Consider the following 16,571-nt stretch of genomic DNA (forward strand, 5'->3'; position numbering starts at 1 on the left):
CACAGTCCGGCGGCGCGAGCCGTCGGATTTGCGGGCGTGTAGCTCAGTGGTAGAGCTCTGGTTTTACACACCAGCGGTCGGGGGTTCGAAACCCTCCGCGCCCACAAGAAAACGCGCAGGTGAGAAGGGTTATTTGCCCCTCACCTGCGCGTTTTGCGTTGTCACGGCCTGGTCGAATGATCACAACTTGTCACAGCTCGCGGGGAACTCGCGTGACTCATCTGCTCTTGACCAGGTCTCCGAGCGTCTGCGCAGCCGCCACGAGGGCGTGCGGCTGGTTGTGGACATACCGCGCCATCGTGAACGACGGCGTGGCATGACCCAGCCAGGCCGACACCGTCGGGACCGGCACGCCGTTGAGGATCATCAGCGTGGCGCAGGTGTGCCGCTCATCGTGGAGATTGATTATCGGCACTCCAGCGCGCTCACAGGCAGCCTTCCAGCGGTCTGTGAGGTAGTCGGGGTACATCGCCCTGCCTAACGAGTCCACGAAGACGTAGCCGCTGTCTTGGTACTTGTCGCCAGCTTCCAACTTCTCCCGTTGCTGGACGGCTCGCGCGTGCAGGAGCGACGTGTACACAGGATCGGGGATTGGAAGCACCCGGCCGGAGCGTTCAGTCTTAGGCTTGCCGATGACGACCTTGCCGTCCGCGATGGTCCGCGTCCGCACGATCCGCATCGTGTGCGCTTCCATGTCGATGTGCTCCCACCCAAGGCCGGCAAGTTCCTGTTTGCGGAGTCCGAGCGATCCAAGCTGATGCTGATGTCCGTCTCGGTCGTTCGCGGTGATGTCGAGAACCCGCTGCAGCTCCTCGACGGTGAGGGTCTGGCGCTCTGTGCTGTCGAGCTTCGGCGTATCGACGAAGTGGGCCACGTTCCGGGGGAGATGCCCCTGCTTTACCTCGCTGTCGAGCATCTGCCTGATCGAGCTGAGGATGTTCCGTCGTGACTGCCCGTTCGAGGGGCGACGCTTCTTGCCATCGGGCCGGGGAATGTCACCGGACTCTAAGCGGGCCATGAGGGTGTCGATATGCGCCTTCTTCAAGTCCTGGATCGGTAGGTCGCCATAGAGCGCCACCAACGGCTTGAGGCGGTTGCGGTGCCCTGTGAGGGTCGTTTCCTGCCATCCGGTGCGACCAGCGAGCCACTGTTCGACCGTTTGGGCGACAGTGTCCTTGCGACGGCCGACGTAGGTCCCTGACGCCCGCTGGTCGATGATCTTGGCAAGTTCGGCCCGTGCTTCGGCCTCGGTCTCGAAGCGCTTGCGGTACTGCTTCCGCTTCCCGTCGACATGCCCTACATCGACTGTTAATTGATAACGAATCTCTTGCCGGCCGTTCTTGCGCGTTGAAAGCTCGACTTTCTTGATTTGCGGGGGTAGCTGGATTCTAGGCATGGGCCACCTCGGAGAATGGAAGGGGAGTGTCCCATTTTACCGGATTGGGTAGAACGGCGCTTTTATCCTGGCGAGGTACTTCGCAATAGTCGAAGTTTAAGACCGCGTACTCGTCATGGAGTGCCGAGGCATAGCAGTCATACATGTAGGCTGCCTCTAACTCATCTACGAAAGAGCCGATGTTTATGCGAGTTCCGCCAGATTTGATGGCAGCTAAGAACTTTGCTCTATCCTTGCGTCGATATACACCTTTGTGGATCGAACTTGACCCAATGGCAGAAGCCTTGTTTGTATTGTTCTGAGCTTTAGTGACGATGCGTAGATTGCTGCGTCTGTTGTTCCATGGAACCCTGTCGTGATGGTCAACCAACTCGCGCGGCGATAGAGCGCGGCCTAGTATCCGTTCCATCAGTGCTACGTGGAGCCTTAATTGACGTTGGGGCGATCCGTCTCGTGCATGAATAGTGCGGGTCGCATAACCCTTGGCGCTTCGGCACCACAAGAAACTATTGGCCCATTCATAGTCCTCTGGGCTCACTACGGTATATGAGCTACTGGATAGTGCTATATAGCGCGATACGCTGGTATCTTGTGGCAAGATGCACTGCTGTCGTCTATGGACGGCTGGTCCCAACTTTCTACATGCGATGGAGCAGTAGTTGCCTTTTCCTATTCTGACATACCGTGTCTGCGCCTTAAAGTCACTTCCGCACCAGATGCAGACTGCATCTACTGTTTTTTGCATTGGTTGTTCCTCCTATTCCCGAATGGAGGCCAACGCGATATAATCGAGACATGGCCCCGAACTACGACTTCGGGGTTTTTTGTTGTACTACCATTTTACTAAATTCTGTCCTTTACTTGAATACTGGACTATGTAATTAATTAGATACCGCGATAGCCATTCCCGGCAGACGCGACGTTCTTTTGAAGGGAGGTGGATCACATGGCTTTCAAGCAGGTTCGTGTATCGGATCTGACCGGCAACGAGATCAAGGACCACGAGGTCGTGACGGTTGTCATCCGCTCCGAGAACAAAGTGTTCGACGCAACTGCCGAGGAACTGTCCTCGCTGAAGCGTCTGTCCAACGTCATCGAGTTGGAGTACAAGCACGCAGACGGCTCTGTCGAACAGGTCATCTGCACCCAGGCCGAGTTTGCCAAGCTCGTGCCGGCCGAGAAGCTCGCTGAGTTCGATTCGGCGAGGGGGCGTCGGAGTGGATTCTCCCCGCGCTCTTGACCAGGGAGAGTGATCCGATCTACACAACTTCATCAACTGAACAACCCGCGACTACACCTGATCTCAGCATCGGTGTAGGCGCGGGTCTTTTAATTGGCAAGGAAAAACCCGCCACTGGCTGTGACGGGCTATCAACGATCAGGCCGCAACCACGCGGCAGTGCGTAACGAGCCTCCACCGTGTGGCGAGGTCCAGCACGGCATGAGCTGCTTCGAAGTACTCCTCGAACTCAAGCCGATTCCCGGCCCAGGAGTCGCCACCGGTTTGAACTTCGGTGCGATACTTCGCCGTACGGAAGAGCAACTGGAACAGCTCCATCGGCATCGACTGGGTGTCGCCTTCCTCGTCCGGAAGGCCGGTGATGAAGACATCGCCTCGGATGTGGTCGCGGAAGCGCCAGCGCGGGTCAGATAGCCACAAGAACATCGAGGCCCTTGCGTTGATCGGGAGGCCGAGGTTCTTGCTCTCCTCGTTGGCCCACATGGTCGCCTGGTAGTCGTTGAGGTCGATGGCTTCCACCAGACCGCTTACCAGGCCCTGCATCGCCGACAGGTCGCCGGCGTAGAACTCCATGTGGCCGACTTCGGCATCCATGTCTGCGGGGATAACCGCACAGAGAACCTTCTTCATGAGACTCACGTCCTTCTGATCGTGGGTACGACCTGCGTCCGGTTGGGCGCAGGATGATGCCCGCGATCTAGGACTTCTTCGTCCACTGGGGAACGCCTGTGCGCTCGATATGGTGCTTGCGACATAGGTATCGCAGGTTCTTCACGTCGTAGCGGAGGTGGGGGTGAGAGCCGCGTCCTTTGATGTGGTCGACGTCCACCTTCGTCTCGTTGCAGCCAGCGACGCTGCACACATGCCCGTACTTCTTATCCAGGTAGGGGATTGCCACCTTGTCCCGGAAGGTCTCCCACATGCGAGCTTGTTTGCCGCGTTGGGGGATCGGCTTAGCGTTCTTGACGCTGCAGTCCCGACACTTGTTCTGGATGGTGTTGTAGACCGTGATCTGCTTGCCGCAGACCTTGCAGTTACGAACTAAGGGCATCACCAGCCTCCGGCTCTCGCCTTATCCCCAGCTTTCTCCCCAGACGTGCAACTTGGTGATAGGGGTCTATGGCGTCTGGCAGGCGGTTCGCCAGGTGGAGTGCCGTGATCGCCAGCGCACCCTCGATGAGTCGGCGCTTCAGTGGGTCGGAGAGGTGGATATCTAATGCCTCCGACAACGTATGTCCTGGAGGACAAGCCACCTCATACGCTGCGACCGCGCTCAGCCCGATCAGCCATGCTGCTTCGCCTACTTTGCGGCGCTCCGGGAGGGGTAGGTGCTCACCCATTGTCCTGTTCAAACACCCGCAACCGACTGCTCACGTCGATCTTCCTCGCTCGTGACTTCTCTGCCTCACCCCAATCCACTAGGACAGATTCGCACTGGCTGGCCAACTCGATCAGCTCTTGCGCCCTACGCAGGGCATACGCGCCGATCTCCCGGACGTGCTCTGGCGTCTGTAGTTCCAGGAAGTCACGCTCACGGCCGATGACCAGTTGGTCCTCGGTATCTACGTACTCCGGAATGGGTGCGGGGATGTCGTGGGTACGGTTGGTTGCTAGTTTTTCTGTCATATCACCTCCTGATCTGATTTGTCGGTGGCAGCCTGCTCGCGACGATGCTGCTCCTCCTGCAAGTCGCTTACCAGCTTCTGTATGCCTTCGTCGGATAGGCCGCTGAATCGAACCTCTAGTTGAGCGTCGCGGATAGCGCGGGTGCGGTCTGCCTTGAGAAGTGCATCCATATTTGCCCTCCAGCCGTACGGGCCTTCGAGAACATCCAACAGATCGGTTAGTTCCTTATATTCATTCATAATCACCCCTTCTTCTTTGCTTTCGTTGGTCCTGGCGGTAGCGCTCCCACATTCCTGCAAGTGCGTCTTGAATGAGCCGCCAAATGATGTAACAGGCCAACGTATTGTGCTTAACGGGACTAGGGGTTCGGTCGCTCATGTCAAACCATCTCCACGCAAGATCCCAGGAGCCGCCGCCTGCATGTACTCGATCGCCTCTTCCCGGGTGATAAGCCGTTCGTCGGCCGCGCCGAACGCGTCTTCGAAAACTAAGTACAAGGCAAGCTTGGCTACCTCCTGCGAGGTAAACTCACGCGTACTGTCCAGCTCGTTCGTGCAAGGTTGATTCCGTAGGCTCTCTGGTCCGTTGTAGGACATGTGATGAATTCCTGTTTAGTTGTTGATCCGGATTTGCATCCTGAACCTGTCACAATCACTCGTACTAGCCCGACTGTCGATTGCGGTACGTGGGATTACGATTCACAAAAAAGGAGACATCAGCTGCGAGCCTGCAGGGCAGGCATGGAAGTCGCAGCACAGTACAGAAAAGGAGCGATAGGTGCATGACTGTGAAAGGTTCAGGATGGGCGACCGGCGCGGTCGCCCTGACAGCGCAGACGATCCAAAAAAACGGAACCGCGCAGGTCCCATCGTCTGCCCAGTACCGCTCAGGTAAGGGTGGGCATCACCTGAGCGGTACTAGTCCGCCGGATTTCGATGCGCCGGCGGAGAACTGTAGAACAGGCAGTGCCAGCTGTCAGCGACTGGAACTGCCGGGAATGAGGTGCGAAGCGCACGAACGGCTGTTAACTGCTATCGATGTTCATGCGCCCAATTCCAGTCAGGTAAGGGTGGCATCACCTGACCAGAATTGGTCTTCGACGCCGCTCGCAGGTCGGCGTCGAAGACTCATGCTTTCAACTATGTAGCACACCAGTAAGCACGTTAAGCTTGCTAGCTGCGCTCTCGGTGCTTTGATTCATGACTCAGGCGGTATTCTTCGTGTTGCAGGGTCAGTGGTTCCGCTCCGCCATCTGGGAGTGACTGTTTTCCGATTTCCGTACCTAGGGATGCCTCCCGTCTCGGTTCGACCTGCTCACCAGCGTGCTACATAATATCTTGCTTGTAAAGGTTCTAGTGGGACTGCCCGCTTGCCACCGAGGTTCGCTCAGTACGGACAGCGCCGCTGCTAGTCACTAGGGCTATTCTGCGACGAAGGGCAACCGGTATTACTCCCTGTACTCGCGGTCCATCTCGTCTGGGATGACCTTCGTCATCAGCAGGAGAGAAATGAGAGGGGTTGCGACGAGAATGGACGCAATGGTCAGGTAGAAGGTGATGTTATCCATGAGACCGTAAGTCCCCCTCCTTGGCTTTGCGAGCGGCCCGCGCCCGGCGCTTGGTCTTGTACTGACCGATCAGCTTCAGGAAGCCAATGTCGTCGCCGCGCTCGTACTCTAGTTTAAATTGGGAAAGTTCGCTCTGCTCTTGTTGATTTGTTCTCATTGCTTTCTGTTGGCCACTCCTTTTCGCTTTGTTCTGTTATTAGTATGACAAAAACGGAATGATTTGCAATACCTTTTTCTGCTGGTTTTATCCACATGTGGAAAACCAAGTCCGACATGTGTCGAACATGGTTTGCCATCAAGCGCGCTTGCTGAACACGTAGATCCGGCCGTCATCTGTCTCGGCTGTGACGATCTCGCCGGCCACCTCCCACGCCTTGCCCAGTGCTGCGTAGTCGAAGTGGATGTACTCACGTAGGTCGTCCGGGATAGGTGCCTCGTCAAGTGCTCGCAGCATGTCGCCGCCGCTGATAATGGCCTGTGCGTAGGCCGCCAGGCTGGCAAACGTCCCCAGGTAGCGCTCATTGAACTGCGCCAGAAGTGCCGGGTCATCACCGAACAGTTCGATGTAGGCGGATGTGGGGGTGGTCTCCGGTTCGTCAGTGTTCAGCGGACACTCGGGGGAGTGCGGGCTACTCCAGTGGTTGCCGCAAGCCGCACAGTTGTCGCCGGGTTCGCGTTCGGTATCGGGTGCTTGAAGCCACAGGTCACTCCATCCCTCGACTGCGCCAGTGTCTTCACGGTTCATCAGGTAGCGCGAGAGGGCGGCGAGGTGGTCACGGTCTGGTTCCTCGGCGTCGGCAATCTCCCTGGCCAGCTCGATCTGAATGCCGTCACTGATTTCGCCGGTAGACACGAAGCTATAGAGGTCGCTCGCCTGGCCGCCATGCCATTGACTGGCGATGACACGGGCCGCCGCGTCGGAGATGTCCCGCTCTTCTTCGGACGCCGCTTCCAGTTCGTGGTCGATGAGGTCGGCGTCGGTCCAGTGGTGTTCGTGCTTGTCGGGGAATGGGTTGTATTCCATGTTTAGTTGTCCTGCTTAGGATTTGGTACTAGTTACGCAGATTGTCGCTGACGAATCAAGCGCATCATAATTTCATTGAGCCTGCGTGGCGTTCACTAGGGCAGGAGGCCCTTGATGCTATTGGCAGGTGCTTATTCACATCACGCCACAGTGCGCCTACATGTGCCAGATCAAGACGGGCAGTATCAGGATCGACACGTACATCACCATAGCTGCCAGAAGGATGAGGCCGGCACCGAAGGCGATGGTGGTCAGTGCTGACTTTGCACGGTCGCGCCAGGTACGTCGGGGGATCTTCATGATGAGCGCTCCCGGTAGATCCAATAGCCGTATTTGTAGACGTGTCCTAGATATGGGTTGCCCTCACCCTCACGCTTACGTTCAATGGTGGTAAGCCAATACCAGTGATCACCGACTACAATCGGGTACCAGGCGAACCAACGGTGCCACCCACGCTCATGTAGTCGCTTGTAACGCGCTTCATCAAGTCCTTCCAGCGTCGGCCACTTCATGCGCCCTGTCCTCTATAGCCGGCTCGACGTTCGATCTCATGGGGATCAAGGCCGCCCCAGATGCCATGTTCGGGCAGCGTCTTGAGTGCGTAGTCCCGGCAGTCTTCGAGGATCACGCAGCCTTGGCAGATGCGGCGAGCCATCTTGGCGGCGGCTGAGTTGTACCGACTAGGATGCCAGTACGCGTCAGCAGTCTCGGCGTCCACCTGGCGGCAACTGGCTTCCCGGAAGTTCGGGTGGTCAGCGATTGAGGGGATGTTCTCGGGGTTCATATTCAAATGTTCCTTGTTTAACGGTTATCGTTTCAGTCCGAAGTCCTTTTTCTTTATCTTCACCATGTCACCGTTAGGTCGGTGCCAGACGACACCTTCGATGTCCTTGTCAGCAAACCACGCCTTCAGCTCGTCAAATGCTCGGGGCGCATCGAGTACTTGGGTGCCGTGGCGGACGAGTTCGTGCTCCTCAAACTGCTCCGGATTGCCCTGTACTTTCGGACCCACCAGTTCATACGTCCCGTCTGGCAAATCTCCACAGTTGTCGATGGCTTCGCGAAACCACTTGTCTTCCGGGCCATCTCCGACTGTCAACCAACCCGGCCAGTGTCCCGTAACGGGGTCTGGGTCTTGTGCGGCGATGAAACCGGCTGGAGGAGTCTTGCCCTGCTTAGAATCGAAACGCTTGTAGAGCGTGCCGCTCTCGATCTTGGCGCAGGTTCCGTCCCACTTTCGAGTGGCAATGCCCTCGCCTTGGAGCACCCATTCTGCTCCAGGTACAACCTCGTCGTACACAAGGTGGGTACCTTCATAGTCGCGTTTGAATAGACTGATTATCTTCTTCATGTCCAGTTGTTCTCCTTATTAAGTTGTTCAGCTTCACCAGCTCGGCCGGACGACAAGCGCTCGTACACTACTAATCGTTGTGATTGTTAGTACGCTGGTCATCCAGGCGAGCCGGCGATAGTCAAGGGCGACGCTGCCTGTTTGACGTTCGTTGATGTCGATGTGCTGGCTACCTGTGGAAAAGTCGGGTGTTTCGTCGCGTCGCGGCGTTCGCTTGACAGTCACTTGGTTCTGATGGTCTAGCCATGAAAACGCGACTACTACGCAATGTTAGCTGGTTTTACGTCAAGTGGCGGAGTGCCGAAAAACATTGTCTTGCTGTACTTCTTTCAGCTGACCTCTGTTAGATCGCCCAAACACGGGTCGTACAATCTGTCATCGGCGAAGTGCCTCGTCGCGAACTTTCGTATAATAGGCCCATATGGCATTACCACGCGTCTTCGATCTCGATGAACTGCTCGCAATCGCGCAGGCTGGTGACTGGCGCACCGTTCCCGAACTCATGGAGCAGGCCGGTATACCACGCGAGCATCTGCGTACTGTCCAGAAGGCGGTTAACAAGTACCTCGGCCCACGTCCCCCGCGCCCTAAGGCTGTGGCGGGCGATAGGCTCCGACGCCGCGTGGTCGCCTGGATGGTCGCTAATGGCCTGGACGAGCACTACTGCTTCCAGTGCCAGAAGTGGTCGGCCTTCCCGTGCTCAATTAGAGAGCTACGGCAGGACGACGATCTAGGCAGCTTGGCTTTCGTCTGCCGGCACTGTGTCCGTGCCGGCGATGTGTAGGTGCTGGTGTCCAAAACGGCCTCGGCACCGAAATAGCAGCTGACTGGTACTGTCCCTCCGACATCATCCGTAGGAAGGACTGCTCATGAGCCGCGCCCAGCTCGACCTGTTGATCCGGAAGTACCAGGAATCGCCGGACGACGCCCTCAGCAACAAGATCAACGAAATCGCTCGCGACCTGGTCGACAAGGGCGAGCTCAGTCCCAGCGAGGCTTCTGAGATCACGAGCGCCATCTAACCGATCGATTATTTCCGCTAGGTCCGGTTCGGTTCGGCGTCTGCTTGGCGCTTGCGACGCCGGCTGATCCGGCCACCCTTAGCGCCAGCTATCCGGGCGAGTTCAGGGTCGGCGGCAAAGCCTCCGGTACGTCCTAGGCGACCACCAATGGCGCCGATGCGCTTATAGAAGTCAGCGCCATGCTTGGCAATGTTCGTCGCGGCAGCCTTCTTACCGCCAGCTTTGGTCCCGGCCATCGCTACAGTCCCTCCTTTCCGCGCCCGAACATGCGCCGCCACCACGATTGATTCTCGTGAACCGTTCGCCGGACATCCGCCCGCTGGAGGCTTGCCGTCGCGTGCAGCAGTGTCCGCATAGAGAGCTTGATATCAGCCAGGTCCTCTCGGACATCGACCAACGCCGTGGCGACCTTCTCGTACTGCTCCTTGGACTCCAAGTAAGCGTCGTTGAGTACGTGCAGGCTCACAGGAGGGATGGCGTAACGCGGGTCCTCTTCAAACACGGGCTTCTGGGGCTGTGGAGTAGCAGTCACTACGGTTGGAACGGTCGCGGTCGAGGAACGCCGAGACTTGGCCTCGCGGACCTTTGCAGCCTTCACGGCTTTACGACGTAGGTGTTCTTCCCAGGTCTTCTCTTGGCGGATCAGCTTGACAGACGACTTGGTCATGCCGGCCTGGATCGCGATGTGCTCGAGGTCATCGCTCTTCGAGAGCAAATGGATGACGGTGTTGAATCGTTCCTGGGTGATCATTTGTTTCTTTGGTCGGTACCTCACGGGTATGTTCTCCTGCGGCCTCCGCCGCTCTAACTGTTATTAGCAGACGCTCGAGACCTTCGATGATCTGCTCTTTGGTGTCCCATAGGTGCGCTTCCTCAAGCGCCGCCTGTGCCACTTCCGACGGCGCCCGGCATGGCTTACTCACCACACGCCTCCGCCGCGAGCAACTTGCCTAATACGGCGATCGTGGCGCGTTCGCTTTCAGTGAGGGGGAGGGGATTCTCGATACGTGCCTCTTCCTCCATCTCTTGCTCCCGATGCACGCGAATGTCCGAGAAATCCATCCTTAGGCGGCCTCCACTGGAGGGACGATCTCTGGATCGAACCAGTCGCGGGGTAGCTTCTTCTTGCCACTGAGGATGTCGTCGAGCTCTTCAGCGAGCTTGAACAGATCTTCGTCGTTGCAGTTCTTGAGGAACGGCTTTCCGGTCACGTTGCGGATCAGCTCTCGTACGCGCTTCTCAGGGATCGGTAGCTGGGTTAGGCGTTTAGCAATATCTTGACGTGTCGAGTCTTGTTCCGAACTCGACGTATCTACGGGGATGACCTGGTCGCGATCGCCGGTGAACACCGGAGTCGCCGCTGCCTCTTGGTTGACCCGTGCTGCCTTCTCGGATATCAGCTTGTGCAGATTGTTGATGGCAACGGTGGCTTGGTCTTCGGTCCTTAGGGAGGCGATGCGCGCTTCCATCTGATCCTTCGGGTACTTCAGGTCGATGCACAGCTGCTTAATCTCTGACAACTGCTCAGGCGTTGGCTTCGTCTGACGATTAGCGGCCTTGTTGCCATCGTCGTCGTCCTCACCGACCAGTCCGAGGATCGCCATCACCCCGTAGCGGCGGGCATAAGTCATTGATGACCCTTGGCCCTGCGAGTCCTTCCGTGCCATTAGAAGCTCTTGCTCGCCCTGGATAGATGAGCCTGACTCGTGCATGAGGATCGTGATGAGGAACGTCTTGTCGTCGCGTGTCAGCGGCCACTGGGTGATACCTAGTTGGTGCTCACTCAGGAGCCTTAATGCTTCACGCATGACCTCCGAGAGAGGGACGTAGGAGTTCTTAAAGTGCGCGTTCTCGGCCGTCTTCTCCAGTGGGGCGACCTTCGCCTGGATAGCGACGATTGCCTTCGCGATCTCGGGCGGGATCACCGCTGTTTGGCCTGGCTGCAGCAGGACGCTTCGTGGAGCGGTTGGAACTGCAGTAGTTGCATCGATTTGGATGTTGGCCGGTGCCTGCGCCTCACCCTGCGTATCTACAGCGCCCATGCAAGCCCTCGTACACCACCTTTAATGATCTGGCGGATCGTTTGACCGACCCGGACTGTCGGCGCTGTAAAGTCGCGCCGGGACGGTGCAGTAGTGCGCTGGGCGAGTTCGTAGCGGTGCCGGCGGATCGCTCGCACCTGCGCGCTATACCTTGTCGATGCCGTTCCTTTTCTTCGTGCCATGTTTTGTCTCCTTATTCAGTTGTTCTTCGGCTGCGGCTTCCTTGATCTCGCGAATGACGTCTGGGTCCTTGGCTAGGATCTCATCAGCCACCACGCTTACCGAGGTGTACTTACCGCGCAGCCTGGTAAGTTTAGCTGCCAGCCGCCTAACTCCGACGTCGGTATTGTTCTCGATCCGTAGCGACAGTCGAGCCTTGGTGATTCCACGTTTCATTGGGCGGGTTGCGTATCGTTTCATTGGGTAGTGTTCTTTCTTTGATAATTGTGTTGTTGCCCCCGTTTCGTTTGTCGTAGTCCGTATGTGTTGTAAGGCGCTTGGTCTGTCCGGCCCTATTCTTGCCGCGTCCACCCCGCTTACTGTGAATTAGTATGACAAATGACTATTGTTTTTGCAATACCAATTTGACGCAATTGGAACGCGCTTGTGGAAAACTATGACCGCTTACCACGTGTGATTAAATATTGGAAAGACATGCGTACCACTACCTATCCAGAACCGCCGCTCAACGTGCCGCATCGCGGTACGCCTGCAACTGCTCTGACCAGGGAAGATGAGCCGCGAGCGCCCGCCGCTAAGTACCTGTACTTTGGTTCCATGAGACTTCTCCCGCGGGATGTGCAGATCCTCAAGCTGGTGGGCAGGTTCGGGCAGCTTATTGGTACTCACGTGGATGCGTTGGTCTTCCCCAACCACACTGCCGACCGACCTAGCCGGCGCTCGCTCAAGCGCCTTACGGAAGAGGGATTACTAGCGCGTGTACCGGGGCGGGTTCCAGGCGGTGAACTTGGCGGCAGTCCGGCCCACGTCTACCAGGTAGGACCGGAGGGGTGGCGGCTGTACTGGTCGGGGAAGTATCGGCCGATGCGTGCGGTTAATCTGCATACCCTCGCTATTGCGGATGCGTACGTCGCGGCAAAGCGGGCGGAGCAAGCGGGATTGCTGAAGGTACTTCACTATGCGACGGAGCCGGACAGCTGGATAGATGTCGATGGTATGGATATCCGTCCGGACTTATTTCTGGATGTCGGCATTATATCGACTGGACGTCGGCGTCTGACGTGGCTTGAAGTTGACCTAGGCACTGAGCGGCAGAAGCAGATACTGGAGAAGGTGGAGCGCTATATCTACGCGTACCACCACCAAGACAAGTTGCCGCTGGATGCGGCCCCCGCAGTGACATTCCTGACGTTAGATGACGAACGCACGCGCGAACTGACGCGGATGCTGCGCGGTGTCCGTGACGCCCCACAAGGATTGTTTTCAGTCCATCATGCGCGGGAGTTTCCACAGGTTTTGATGTAGGTTGCACAACCTATTGCGCTGTATTTGTCTTGCAAATTAACAGGGGTAAAGTTAATATAGTTATAGGGGTATGGAAGCCCCGACAATACAACTAAATACAGGAGCAACTATAGTGAGCGAATTAGAAACAAAAGCAACGCCTATCAAACTAGCGGGATTGCCGCTGGTGCGTCAAAAGTCCGAACGCGACTCTATCACGTGGTACTTCCAGATGGACGGCCAAGTGGACGGCTACGACAAGCTACGTATAAGCCTGCACTACACCAAGGGCGGCACTAACTGGGCGACTGGCGATATCAATCCGCGTGGCTACTACGTGAGTCTGCAGCCCGTAAGTCTGGCGGAGACTCCGTGGGGCGTATCAGAGTCCTGCACGCTGTTTGACACGCGCTCTGGCAAGGTAAAGCTTGAAGAAGCTAACCGCTTTAGCGCGGCCAAGATTCTGACGCTACAGGCGAAGGCACTCGAAGAGATTGAGCCGTATGCGCGGGCCGTAGCGCTTGAAGCGGCTGGAGTAGCGGCGTAATGGGTCGCTACTACTCCGGTGACATTGAGGGAAAGTTCTGGTTCGCAATTCAGAACAGTGATGATGGCGAACAGTTCGGCGCGTACGAAGACAATAGTCATATGCAGTACGTTGCCCACGACGCGGACGCGGCGCTGGAACGCTTGCAGCAGATTGCCAGCGAACTGGCGGCAGACATCGACTTTGACACCTTCGACCCGGAGAAACTATACACGCTTATGCCCAAGGAGATTGCCGGGTCAATGGGATACGACGAGATGCAGAAACACGCCAATGCGTTGAAACTTTGGGCCTCGTTAGAACTGGGCTTAAAGATTTATCAGTGCATCAAGCGTCAAGGGTGGTGCAGCTTCGAAGCGGAGTTCTAGCCCCTAGTGCCTCGCGGGCGGCGTTGTAGCCCGCACTAATCGCTAAACGGATACAACTGAAGATGAATTATATTACTGATACCAAACGCCGCTGCTCCGTCTGCGGTAAGCCTATGCGCGAAGGCTTCTACTGCTGCGATGAGTACTACTGTTCGCAACCGTGCCTAGATGGGAGCTTTGAAGGAACCGGCACGACGTGGGACGAACACTATAGCGACGACGGCGACTGCTACTGGACAGAGTGGCCGGACGATGGAGCAGACGCATGACGCGGCCCTCCAGCATGGTCGATACCCGCACTGGCGAGATAATCGAACTCGCCCCGCTACGAAAAGCGCCGCCTAGCATCACCAGACGCCGCGTCGTGCGCTCCAGGCGCAAGTCAGACCCGATAGCCGACTCCGTGTGGTTCGTCGGACTGATGGGCCTGCTGATAGGCGCGATTGGCATCACCAAGTAACCAGAACAAGAGCGCACCGCCTCGTGATAGGCGGTGCGCTCTTTTTGAATGTTTGTTTTGCTGGAAGGTACGCAAGGAGGCTGTGGATTCCTTGTGCTTTCAATATAGCGTTAATCGGCAGCGCCGGCCATAGTAGACCGGCGCTTTTTGTTGTGGCTTGCCTGCGGGGGCGCATGCGTACCACTGAGTGTATGTATCGACACGCTACGGACGGGCGTGCCGTGCATTGTCTATATTACAGTATGAGTTACATGGCGTCCGCTCATTTGATACTCCGACCCCTGTCATTAACGGCTATAGCTCTATAGAAGAAATTGCCGTAGCAAGCTACTTCATCAATAGAGGGATTGCAGTGAACTATCCGACAGCACGGTTGTAAAATAGTTCGCATTGTAGTTAACTGGGAGTATGCAATTCCGCTTCAAATTCCAAGCTGCGGCGTTGCGGGCATAAGTTAGTTAGATGCTATTGTCACGTGGGGCTGTTTTTGATACTATTAGGTTAGGAATTTGAAGCGGAGTCCTCCTGGCAATAGCTGGGAGGTTTTCTTTTATGGGTGAACGCGTAGGCGACCTATTACCAACTATCATCCGTCCGCAGATGGACACCACGCCGTTCGTCGTGCGCGAAACGCACTTAGAGACGTCTGGCGAGCTTCCAGGGGACGTCATCGACCTTGTAGACAATAAGGCGTATCTGCCACGTCATAGGAAGCTGCAGCGCGAGCATGGTGACAAGGTCTTGCTGAAGCTGGCGGAACTGGCGAAGACGAAGGGTAAGCCCTCGCGGTGGTATGCCACCGTCACGAGCGTCGCGAACTGGGGCCGAACTCTTGCAATGGTCAAGGAACTTCTAGCGACTACCAGGCGTGCTGTCGAGGTAATGGCGAAACTCGACGCCGATCCCACGTGGCTGCGCTGGTACGTAAAGACAGTCGCAACCCACAGCGAGGCGCGCATCGCGCAGTGGGTTGAGCGGGCGCAGCGTGGGAGACGTCCGGCGAGGCTATTCGCGCATCTGGCGGGAGGTGTGTCATGAAAGAGTGCTCGAACAAGATATACCTAGACGAGTGCCACTTTTGCAAAGAGTCGAAGGCCGCGATCAAGCACAGTCAGTCGATAGGTGATCCCATCTTTTGCGGCGCAGTCGACTACTTTGGTGAATGTATATGGGAACGTGAACGCCATTGCTTCGTTGTCACACAGAAGATGCTGGACGACGAGAAAGCCCACGACGAACTGATTTGTCAACAGATGGGCGACATGGCTGCCTGGATTGATGCAAATGAGAAGGAGGTCGCATGATCGTCGGCTTCGACTACTGGCAAGTCATCAGCCACTACCCGGACTACTTCCGCCAGCTCGCGGACATGCACCGAGAGGCCGGCTGGAAGGTCGTCATCATCTCGGCTGTGGGGGATAGGACTGCCGGCACCGTGGAAGCGGACGTACGGCGCCTTGGGTTCAGCAGTGCCATCCAGGTGCATGAGGTGAAGTTCAACCACCCGCGCGAGTCACCGGAACTGAAGCTCGCCAAGTGCAAGGAGCTGGGCATCTCCGTGTTCTACGACGACCGGGACGACGTGTGCGCGTTGCTGCAGGCTCACGGGATCATGACCCTTCGGGTGACGCGGCGGGATGGGTCGACGTATGACCTGCGGTCGGAGCGGGAGTAGCAATGCGACAGTTGCTGGTCGTGGCTTCGCAGCCTAGGTGTTGATCAGACGTGCTGGCCGTCTGTGGATGTCAGTAAGCGATGAATCTCGGACATCATCGGATCGCGCAGCTTGATAAAACCGTTGATGGTAGCGGGGAAGGTCGAGACGCCTGCACCGCCGCCATTGTTGATCGCAGCTTCCTTGTACAGCATGGCGTACCGCATATGGTCTTCCACTCGGTCGCGAAGCGTGTTGAGTTGACCCCGGATGACCTGGTCCTCAATCAGCATCTCGGCGACCGCTATAGCGCCTTGGACGTCAAGGTAGTGAGTCCACCATGTCGTGTAGGCATTCGACACCTTGGAGACCAAGGGTTCTCGGGCTAGGGTATCTGACGAGATCTTCTGGTAGAAGGCGTTGTGCTCATCAATTCTCTGGGCGAGCATGAGCGTCGGCACGGTGGCCTTATTGACCGTTCCCCATAGGTCCCTTACGACCTGAGCTTGTTCGCGGTACCACTCGGCTTTAATCTGTCTGTCCGCTCGTGCATTTGCTGCCTCGAGCTCGCGTGCGTGCCGGTCCTCGGCTACTTGCGTATCGTGCGCGCTCTGGGCTGCGGCAGCGTCAAGCTGTGCCTGCAAGCGATTCTCGGCGGCTTCGATTTCTTCCCTATGCCGCTGAGCCGGGATCCACCGCGGGTGTGACGGTGTGAGCGTGTCGTAGAACGCGAGAGCCCCTGCCGGGCAGGAGAATCTGAGTTACCACACAAAGATTCCGGCACCAGAACAGAGGCATCTCGCAGGTGAA

At 57.0% G+C, this 16,571-nt stretch carries 24 protein-coding genes and 1 tRNA gene; 8 read left to right on the forward strand and 17 right to left on the reverse strand.

Annotated elements, in window-relative coordinates; genetic code table 11:
• The first annotated feature begins 32 nt into the window (after positions 1–32).
• A tRNA-Val gene (locus G6039_RS18850) sits at positions 33–104 on the forward strand.
• 113 nt (positions 105–217) lie between these two features.
• Here G6039_RS18850 and G6039_RS18855 read toward each other — a convergent pair.
• Positions 218–1,396 (reverse strand): tyrosine-type recombinase/integrase, encoded by a 1,179-nt coding sequence (locus tag G6039_RS18855; RefSeq protein WP_043801941.1) that lies wholly within the window; start codon positions 1,394–1,396, stop codon positions 218–220.
• Positions 1,389–2,141 carry an HNH endonuclease gene (locus G6039_RS31450; RefSeq protein ID WP_080688622.1) on the reverse strand — a complete coding sequence of 251 codons (753 nt, stop codon included), beginning with the start codon at positions 2,139–2,141 and terminating at the stop codon, positions 1,389–1,391. Before G6039_RS31450 ends, G6039_RS18855 begins: the two co-directional genes overlap by 8 nt.
• 201 nt (positions 2,142–2,342) lie before the next feature.
• On the opposite strand from G6039_RS31450, the gene G6039_RS18865 reads away from it, so the two are divergent.
• Positions 2,343–2,636: a hypothetical protein gene (locus G6039_RS18865; protein WP_043801938.1), complete on the forward strand. Its 294-nt coding sequence runs from the start codon at positions 2,343–2,345 to the stop codon at positions 2,634–2,636.
• Between the two features lie 138 nt (positions 2,637–2,774).
• Here G6039_RS18865 and G6039_RS18870 read toward each other — a convergent pair whose 3' ends face one another.
• The 10 genes from G6039_RS18870 to G6039_RS18910 form a co-directional block, all read right to left on the reverse strand.
• Positions 2,775–3,266, reverse strand: a complete 492-nt coding sequence (locus tag G6039_RS18870; RefSeq protein WP_152103959.1) for a DUF3846 domain-containing protein — start codon at positions 3,264–3,266, stop codon at positions 2,775–2,777.
• Between the two features lie 67 nt (positions 3,267–3,333).
• Positions 3,334–3,687, reverse strand: a complete 354-nt coding sequence (locus G6039_RS18875; RefSeq protein ID WP_152103960.1) for an HNH endonuclease signature motif containing protein — start codon at positions 3,685–3,687, stop codon at positions 3,334–3,336.
• Positions 3,671–3,976 (reverse strand): DUF7427 family protein, encoded by a 306-nt coding sequence (locus G6039_RS31455; protein WP_420902768.1) that lies wholly within the window; start codon positions 3,974–3,976, stop codon positions 3,671–3,673. Before G6039_RS31455 ends, G6039_RS18875 begins: the two co-directional genes overlap by 17 nt.
• Positions 3,969–4,262 (reverse strand): hypothetical protein, encoded by a 294-nt coding sequence (locus tag G6039_RS18880; RefSeq protein WP_043801932.1) that lies wholly within the window; start codon positions 4,260–4,262, stop codon positions 3,969–3,971. Before G6039_RS18880 ends, G6039_RS31455 begins: the two co-directional genes overlap by 8 nt.
• Positions 4,259–4,501 carry a hypothetical protein gene (locus tag G6039_RS18885; protein ID WP_152103961.1) on the reverse strand — a complete coding sequence of 81 codons (243 nt, stop codon included), beginning with the start codon at positions 4,499–4,501 and terminating at the stop codon, positions 4,259–4,261. Before G6039_RS18885 ends, G6039_RS18880 begins: the two co-directional genes overlap by 4 nt.
• A 135-nt stretch (positions 4,502–4,636) precedes the next feature.
• Positions 4,637–4,858, reverse strand: coding sequence for a hypothetical protein (locus G6039_RS18890; RefSeq protein WP_043801928.1), 222 nt, complete (start codon positions 4,856–4,858; stop codon positions 4,637–4,639).
• A 1,266-nt stretch (positions 4,859–6,124) separates the two neighbouring features.
• Positions 6,125–6,853 carry an antirestriction protein ArdA gene (locus tag G6039_RS18895; protein WP_043801925.1) on the reverse strand — a complete coding sequence of 243 codons (729 nt, stop codon included), beginning with the start codon at positions 6,851–6,853 and terminating at the stop codon, positions 6,125–6,127.
• A 156-nt stretch (positions 6,854–7,009) separates the two neighbouring features.
• A complete protein-coding gene (locus G6039_RS18900) occupies positions 7,010–7,153 on the reverse strand; it encodes a hypothetical protein (protein ID WP_161780458.1) in 144 nt (47 codons plus the stop codon).
• A 208-nt stretch (positions 7,154–7,361) separates the two neighbouring features.
• Positions 7,362–7,637 carry a WhiB family transcriptional regulator gene (locus G6039_RS18905; RefSeq protein ID WP_080688621.1) on the reverse strand — a complete coding sequence of 92 codons (276 nt, stop codon included), beginning with the start codon at positions 7,635–7,637 and terminating at the stop codon, positions 7,362–7,364.
• A 24-nt stretch (positions 7,638–7,661) separates the two neighbouring features.
• Positions 7,662–8,204, reverse strand: coding sequence for an RNA ligase 1 family protein (locus tag G6039_RS18910; protein ID WP_080688620.1), 543 nt, complete (start codon positions 8,202–8,204; stop codon positions 7,662–7,664).
• A gap of 869 nt (positions 8,205–9,073) precedes the next feature.
• Here G6039_RS18910 and G6039_RS18915 point away from each other — a divergent pair.
• Positions 9,074–9,226, forward strand: a complete 153-nt coding sequence (locus G6039_RS18915; protein ID WP_161780457.1) for a hypothetical protein — start codon at positions 9,074–9,076, stop codon at positions 9,224–9,226.
• Between the two features lie 17 nt (positions 9,227–9,243).
• On the opposite strand, the gene G6039_RS31460 is transcribed toward G6039_RS18915, so the two are convergent.
• The 4 genes from G6039_RS31460 to G6039_RS18935 form a co-directional block, all read right to left on the reverse strand.
• A complete protein-coding gene (locus tag G6039_RS31460; RefSeq protein ID WP_080688619.1) occupies positions 9,244–9,462 on the reverse strand; it encodes a KGG domain-containing protein in 219 nt (72 codons plus the stop codon).
• A gap of 2 nt (positions 9,463–9,464) precedes the next feature.
• Positions 9,465–9,977, reverse strand: a complete 513-nt coding sequence (locus G6039_RS18925) for a hypothetical protein (RefSeq protein WP_043801922.1) — start codon at positions 9,975–9,977, stop codon at positions 9,465–9,467.
• 313 nt (positions 9,978–10,290) lie between these two features.
• Complete coding sequence (locus G6039_RS18930) at positions 10,291–11,268, reverse strand: ERF family protein (RefSeq protein WP_080688618.1); 978 nt, start codon at positions 11,266–11,268, stop codon at positions 10,291–10,293.
• Between the two features lie 144 nt (positions 11,269–11,412).
• Positions 11,413–11,664, reverse strand: a complete 252-nt coding sequence (locus tag G6039_RS18935) for a hypothetical protein (protein ID WP_152103962.1) — start codon at positions 11,662–11,664, stop codon at positions 11,413–11,415.
• A gap of 210 nt (positions 11,665–11,874) precedes the next feature.
• Between G6039_RS18935 and G6039_RS18940 the strand changes: the two genes are divergently transcribed.
• The 5 genes from G6039_RS18940 (at position 11,875) to G6039_RS18960 (ending at position 15,782) form a co-directional block, all read left to right on the forward strand.
• Positions 11,875–12,753, forward strand: a complete 879-nt coding sequence (locus G6039_RS18940) for a replication-relaxation family protein (RefSeq protein ID WP_152103963.1) — start codon at positions 11,875–11,877, stop codon at positions 12,751–12,753.
• A 112-nt stretch (positions 12,754–12,865) separates the two neighbouring features.
• Positions 12,866–13,279 (forward strand): hypothetical protein, encoded by a 414-nt coding sequence (locus G6039_RS18945; protein ID WP_152103964.1) that lies wholly within the window; start codon positions 12,866–12,868, stop codon positions 13,277–13,279.
• Complete coding sequence (locus tag G6039_RS18950) at positions 13,279–13,647, forward strand: hypothetical protein (protein WP_043801918.1); 369 nt, start codon at positions 13,279–13,281, stop codon at positions 13,645–13,647. Before G6039_RS18945 ends, G6039_RS18950 begins: the two co-directional genes overlap by 1 nt.
• 1,060 nt (positions 13,648–14,707) lie before the next feature.
• Positions 14,708–15,145, forward strand: coding sequence for a hypothetical protein (locus G6039_RS18955; RefSeq protein ID WP_152103965.1), 438 nt, complete (start codon positions 14,708–14,710; stop codon positions 15,143–15,145).
• Positions 15,146–15,407: 262 nt separating this feature from the next.
• Positions 15,408–15,782 carry an HAD family hydrolase gene (locus G6039_RS18960; RefSeq protein ID WP_043801914.1) on the forward strand — a complete coding sequence of 125 codons (375 nt, stop codon included), beginning with the start codon at positions 15,408–15,410 and terminating at the stop codon, positions 15,780–15,782.
• Between the two features lie 44 nt (positions 15,783–15,826).
• On the opposite strand, the gene G6039_RS18965 is transcribed toward G6039_RS18960, so the two are convergent.
• The gene (locus tag G6039_RS18965; protein WP_152545969.1) at positions 15,827–16,405 is read right to left on the reverse strand and encodes a hypothetical protein; all 579 of its coding nucleotides are present in this window, start codon (positions 16,403–16,405) and stop codon (positions 15,827–15,829) included.
• Positions 16,406–16,571 lie beyond the last annotated feature (166 nt).

Origin of the sequence: Rhodococcus aetherivorans, from assembly GCF_011058165.1 — a bacterium.
GTDB lineage: Bacteria > Actinomycetota > Actinomycetes > Mycobacteriales > Mycobacteriaceae > Rhodococcus > Rhodococcus aetherivorans.

What these genes read in the sequence shown, in the direction of transcription:
- G6039_RS18855 (WP_043801941.1), bottom strand. Translation starts at nt 1,396, where the DNA reads ATGCCTAGAATCCAGCTACCCCCGCAAATCAAGAAAGTCGAGCTTTCA.
- G6039_RS31450 (WP_080688622.1), bottom strand. Translation starts at nt 2,141, where the DNA reads ATGCAAAAAACAGTAGATGCAGTCTGCATCTGGTGCGGAAGTGACTTT.
- G6039_RS18865 (WP_043801938.1), top strand. Translation starts at nt 2,343, where the DNA reads ATGGCTTTCAAGCAGGTTCGTGTATCGGATCTGACCGGCAACGAGATC.
- G6039_RS18870 (WP_152103959.1), bottom strand. Translation starts at nt 3,266, where the DNA reads ATGAAGAAGGTTCTCTGTGCGGTTATCCCCGCAGACATGGATGCCGAA.
- G6039_RS18875 (WP_152103960.1), bottom strand. Translation starts at nt 3,687, where the DNA reads ATGCCCTTAGTTCGTAACTGCAAGGTCTGCGGCAAGCAGATCACGGTC.
- G6039_RS31455 (WP_420902768.1), bottom strand. Translation starts at nt 3,976, where the DNA reads ATGGGTGAGCACCTACCCCTCCCGGAGCGCCGCAAAGTAGGCGAAGCA.
- G6039_RS18880 (WP_043801932.1), bottom strand. Translation starts at nt 4,262, where the DNA reads ATGACAGAAAAACTAGCAACCAACCGTACCCACGACATCCCCGCACCC.
- G6039_RS18885 (WP_152103961.1), bottom strand. Translation starts at nt 4,501, where the DNA reads ATGAATGAATATAAGGAACTAACCGATCTGTTGGATGTTCTCGAAGGC.
- G6039_RS18890 (WP_043801928.1), bottom strand. Translation starts at nt 4,858, where the DNA reads ATGTCCTACAACGGACCAGAGAGCCTACGGAATCAACCTTGCACGAAC.
- G6039_RS18895 (WP_043801925.1), bottom strand. Translation starts at nt 6,853, where the DNA reads ATGGAATACAACCCATTCCCCGACAAGCACGAACACCACTGGACCGAC.
- G6039_RS18900 (WP_161780458.1), bottom strand. Translation starts at nt 7,153, where the DNA reads ATGAAGATCCCCCGACGTACCTGGCGCGACCGTGCAAAGTCAGCACTG.
- G6039_RS18905 (WP_080688621.1), bottom strand. Translation starts at nt 7,637, where the DNA reads ATGAACCCCGAGAACATCCCCTCAATCGCTGACCACCCGAACTTCCGG.
- G6039_RS18910 (WP_080688620.1), bottom strand. Translation starts at nt 8,204, where the DNA reads ATGAAGAAGATAATCAGTCTATTCAAACGCGACTATGAAGGTACCCAC.
- G6039_RS18915 (WP_161780457.1), top strand. Translation starts at nt 9,074, where the DNA reads ATGAGCCGCGCCCAGCTCGACCTGTTGATCCGGAAGTACCAGGAATCG.
- G6039_RS31460 (WP_080688619.1), bottom strand. Translation starts at nt 9,462, where the DNA reads ATGGCCGGGACCAAAGCTGGCGGTAAGAAGGCTGCCGCGACGAACATT.
- G6039_RS18925 (WP_043801922.1), bottom strand. Translation starts at nt 9,977, where the DNA reads ATGATCACCCAGGAACGATTCAACACCGTCATCCATTTGCTCTCGAAG.
- G6039_RS18930 (WP_080688618.1), bottom strand. Translation starts at nt 11,268, where the DNA reads ATGGGCGCTGTAGATACGCAGGGTGAGGCGCAGGCACCGGCCAACATC.
- G6039_RS18935 (WP_152103962.1), bottom strand. Translation starts at nt 11,664, where the DNA reads ATGAAACGTGGAATCACCAAGGCTCGACTGTCGCTACGGATCGAGAAC.
- G6039_RS18950 (WP_043801918.1), top strand. Translation starts at nt 13,279, where the DNA reads ATGGGTCGCTACTACTCCGGTGACATTGAGGGAAAGTTCTGGTTCGCA.
- G6039_RS18955 (WP_152103965.1), top strand. Translation starts at nt 14,708, where the DNA reads ATGGACACCACGCCGTTCGTCGTGCGCGAAACGCACTTAGAGACGTCT.
- G6039_RS18960 (WP_043801914.1), top strand. Translation starts at nt 15,408, where the DNA reads ATGATCGTCGGCTTCGACTACTGGCAAGTCATCAGCCACTACCCGGAC.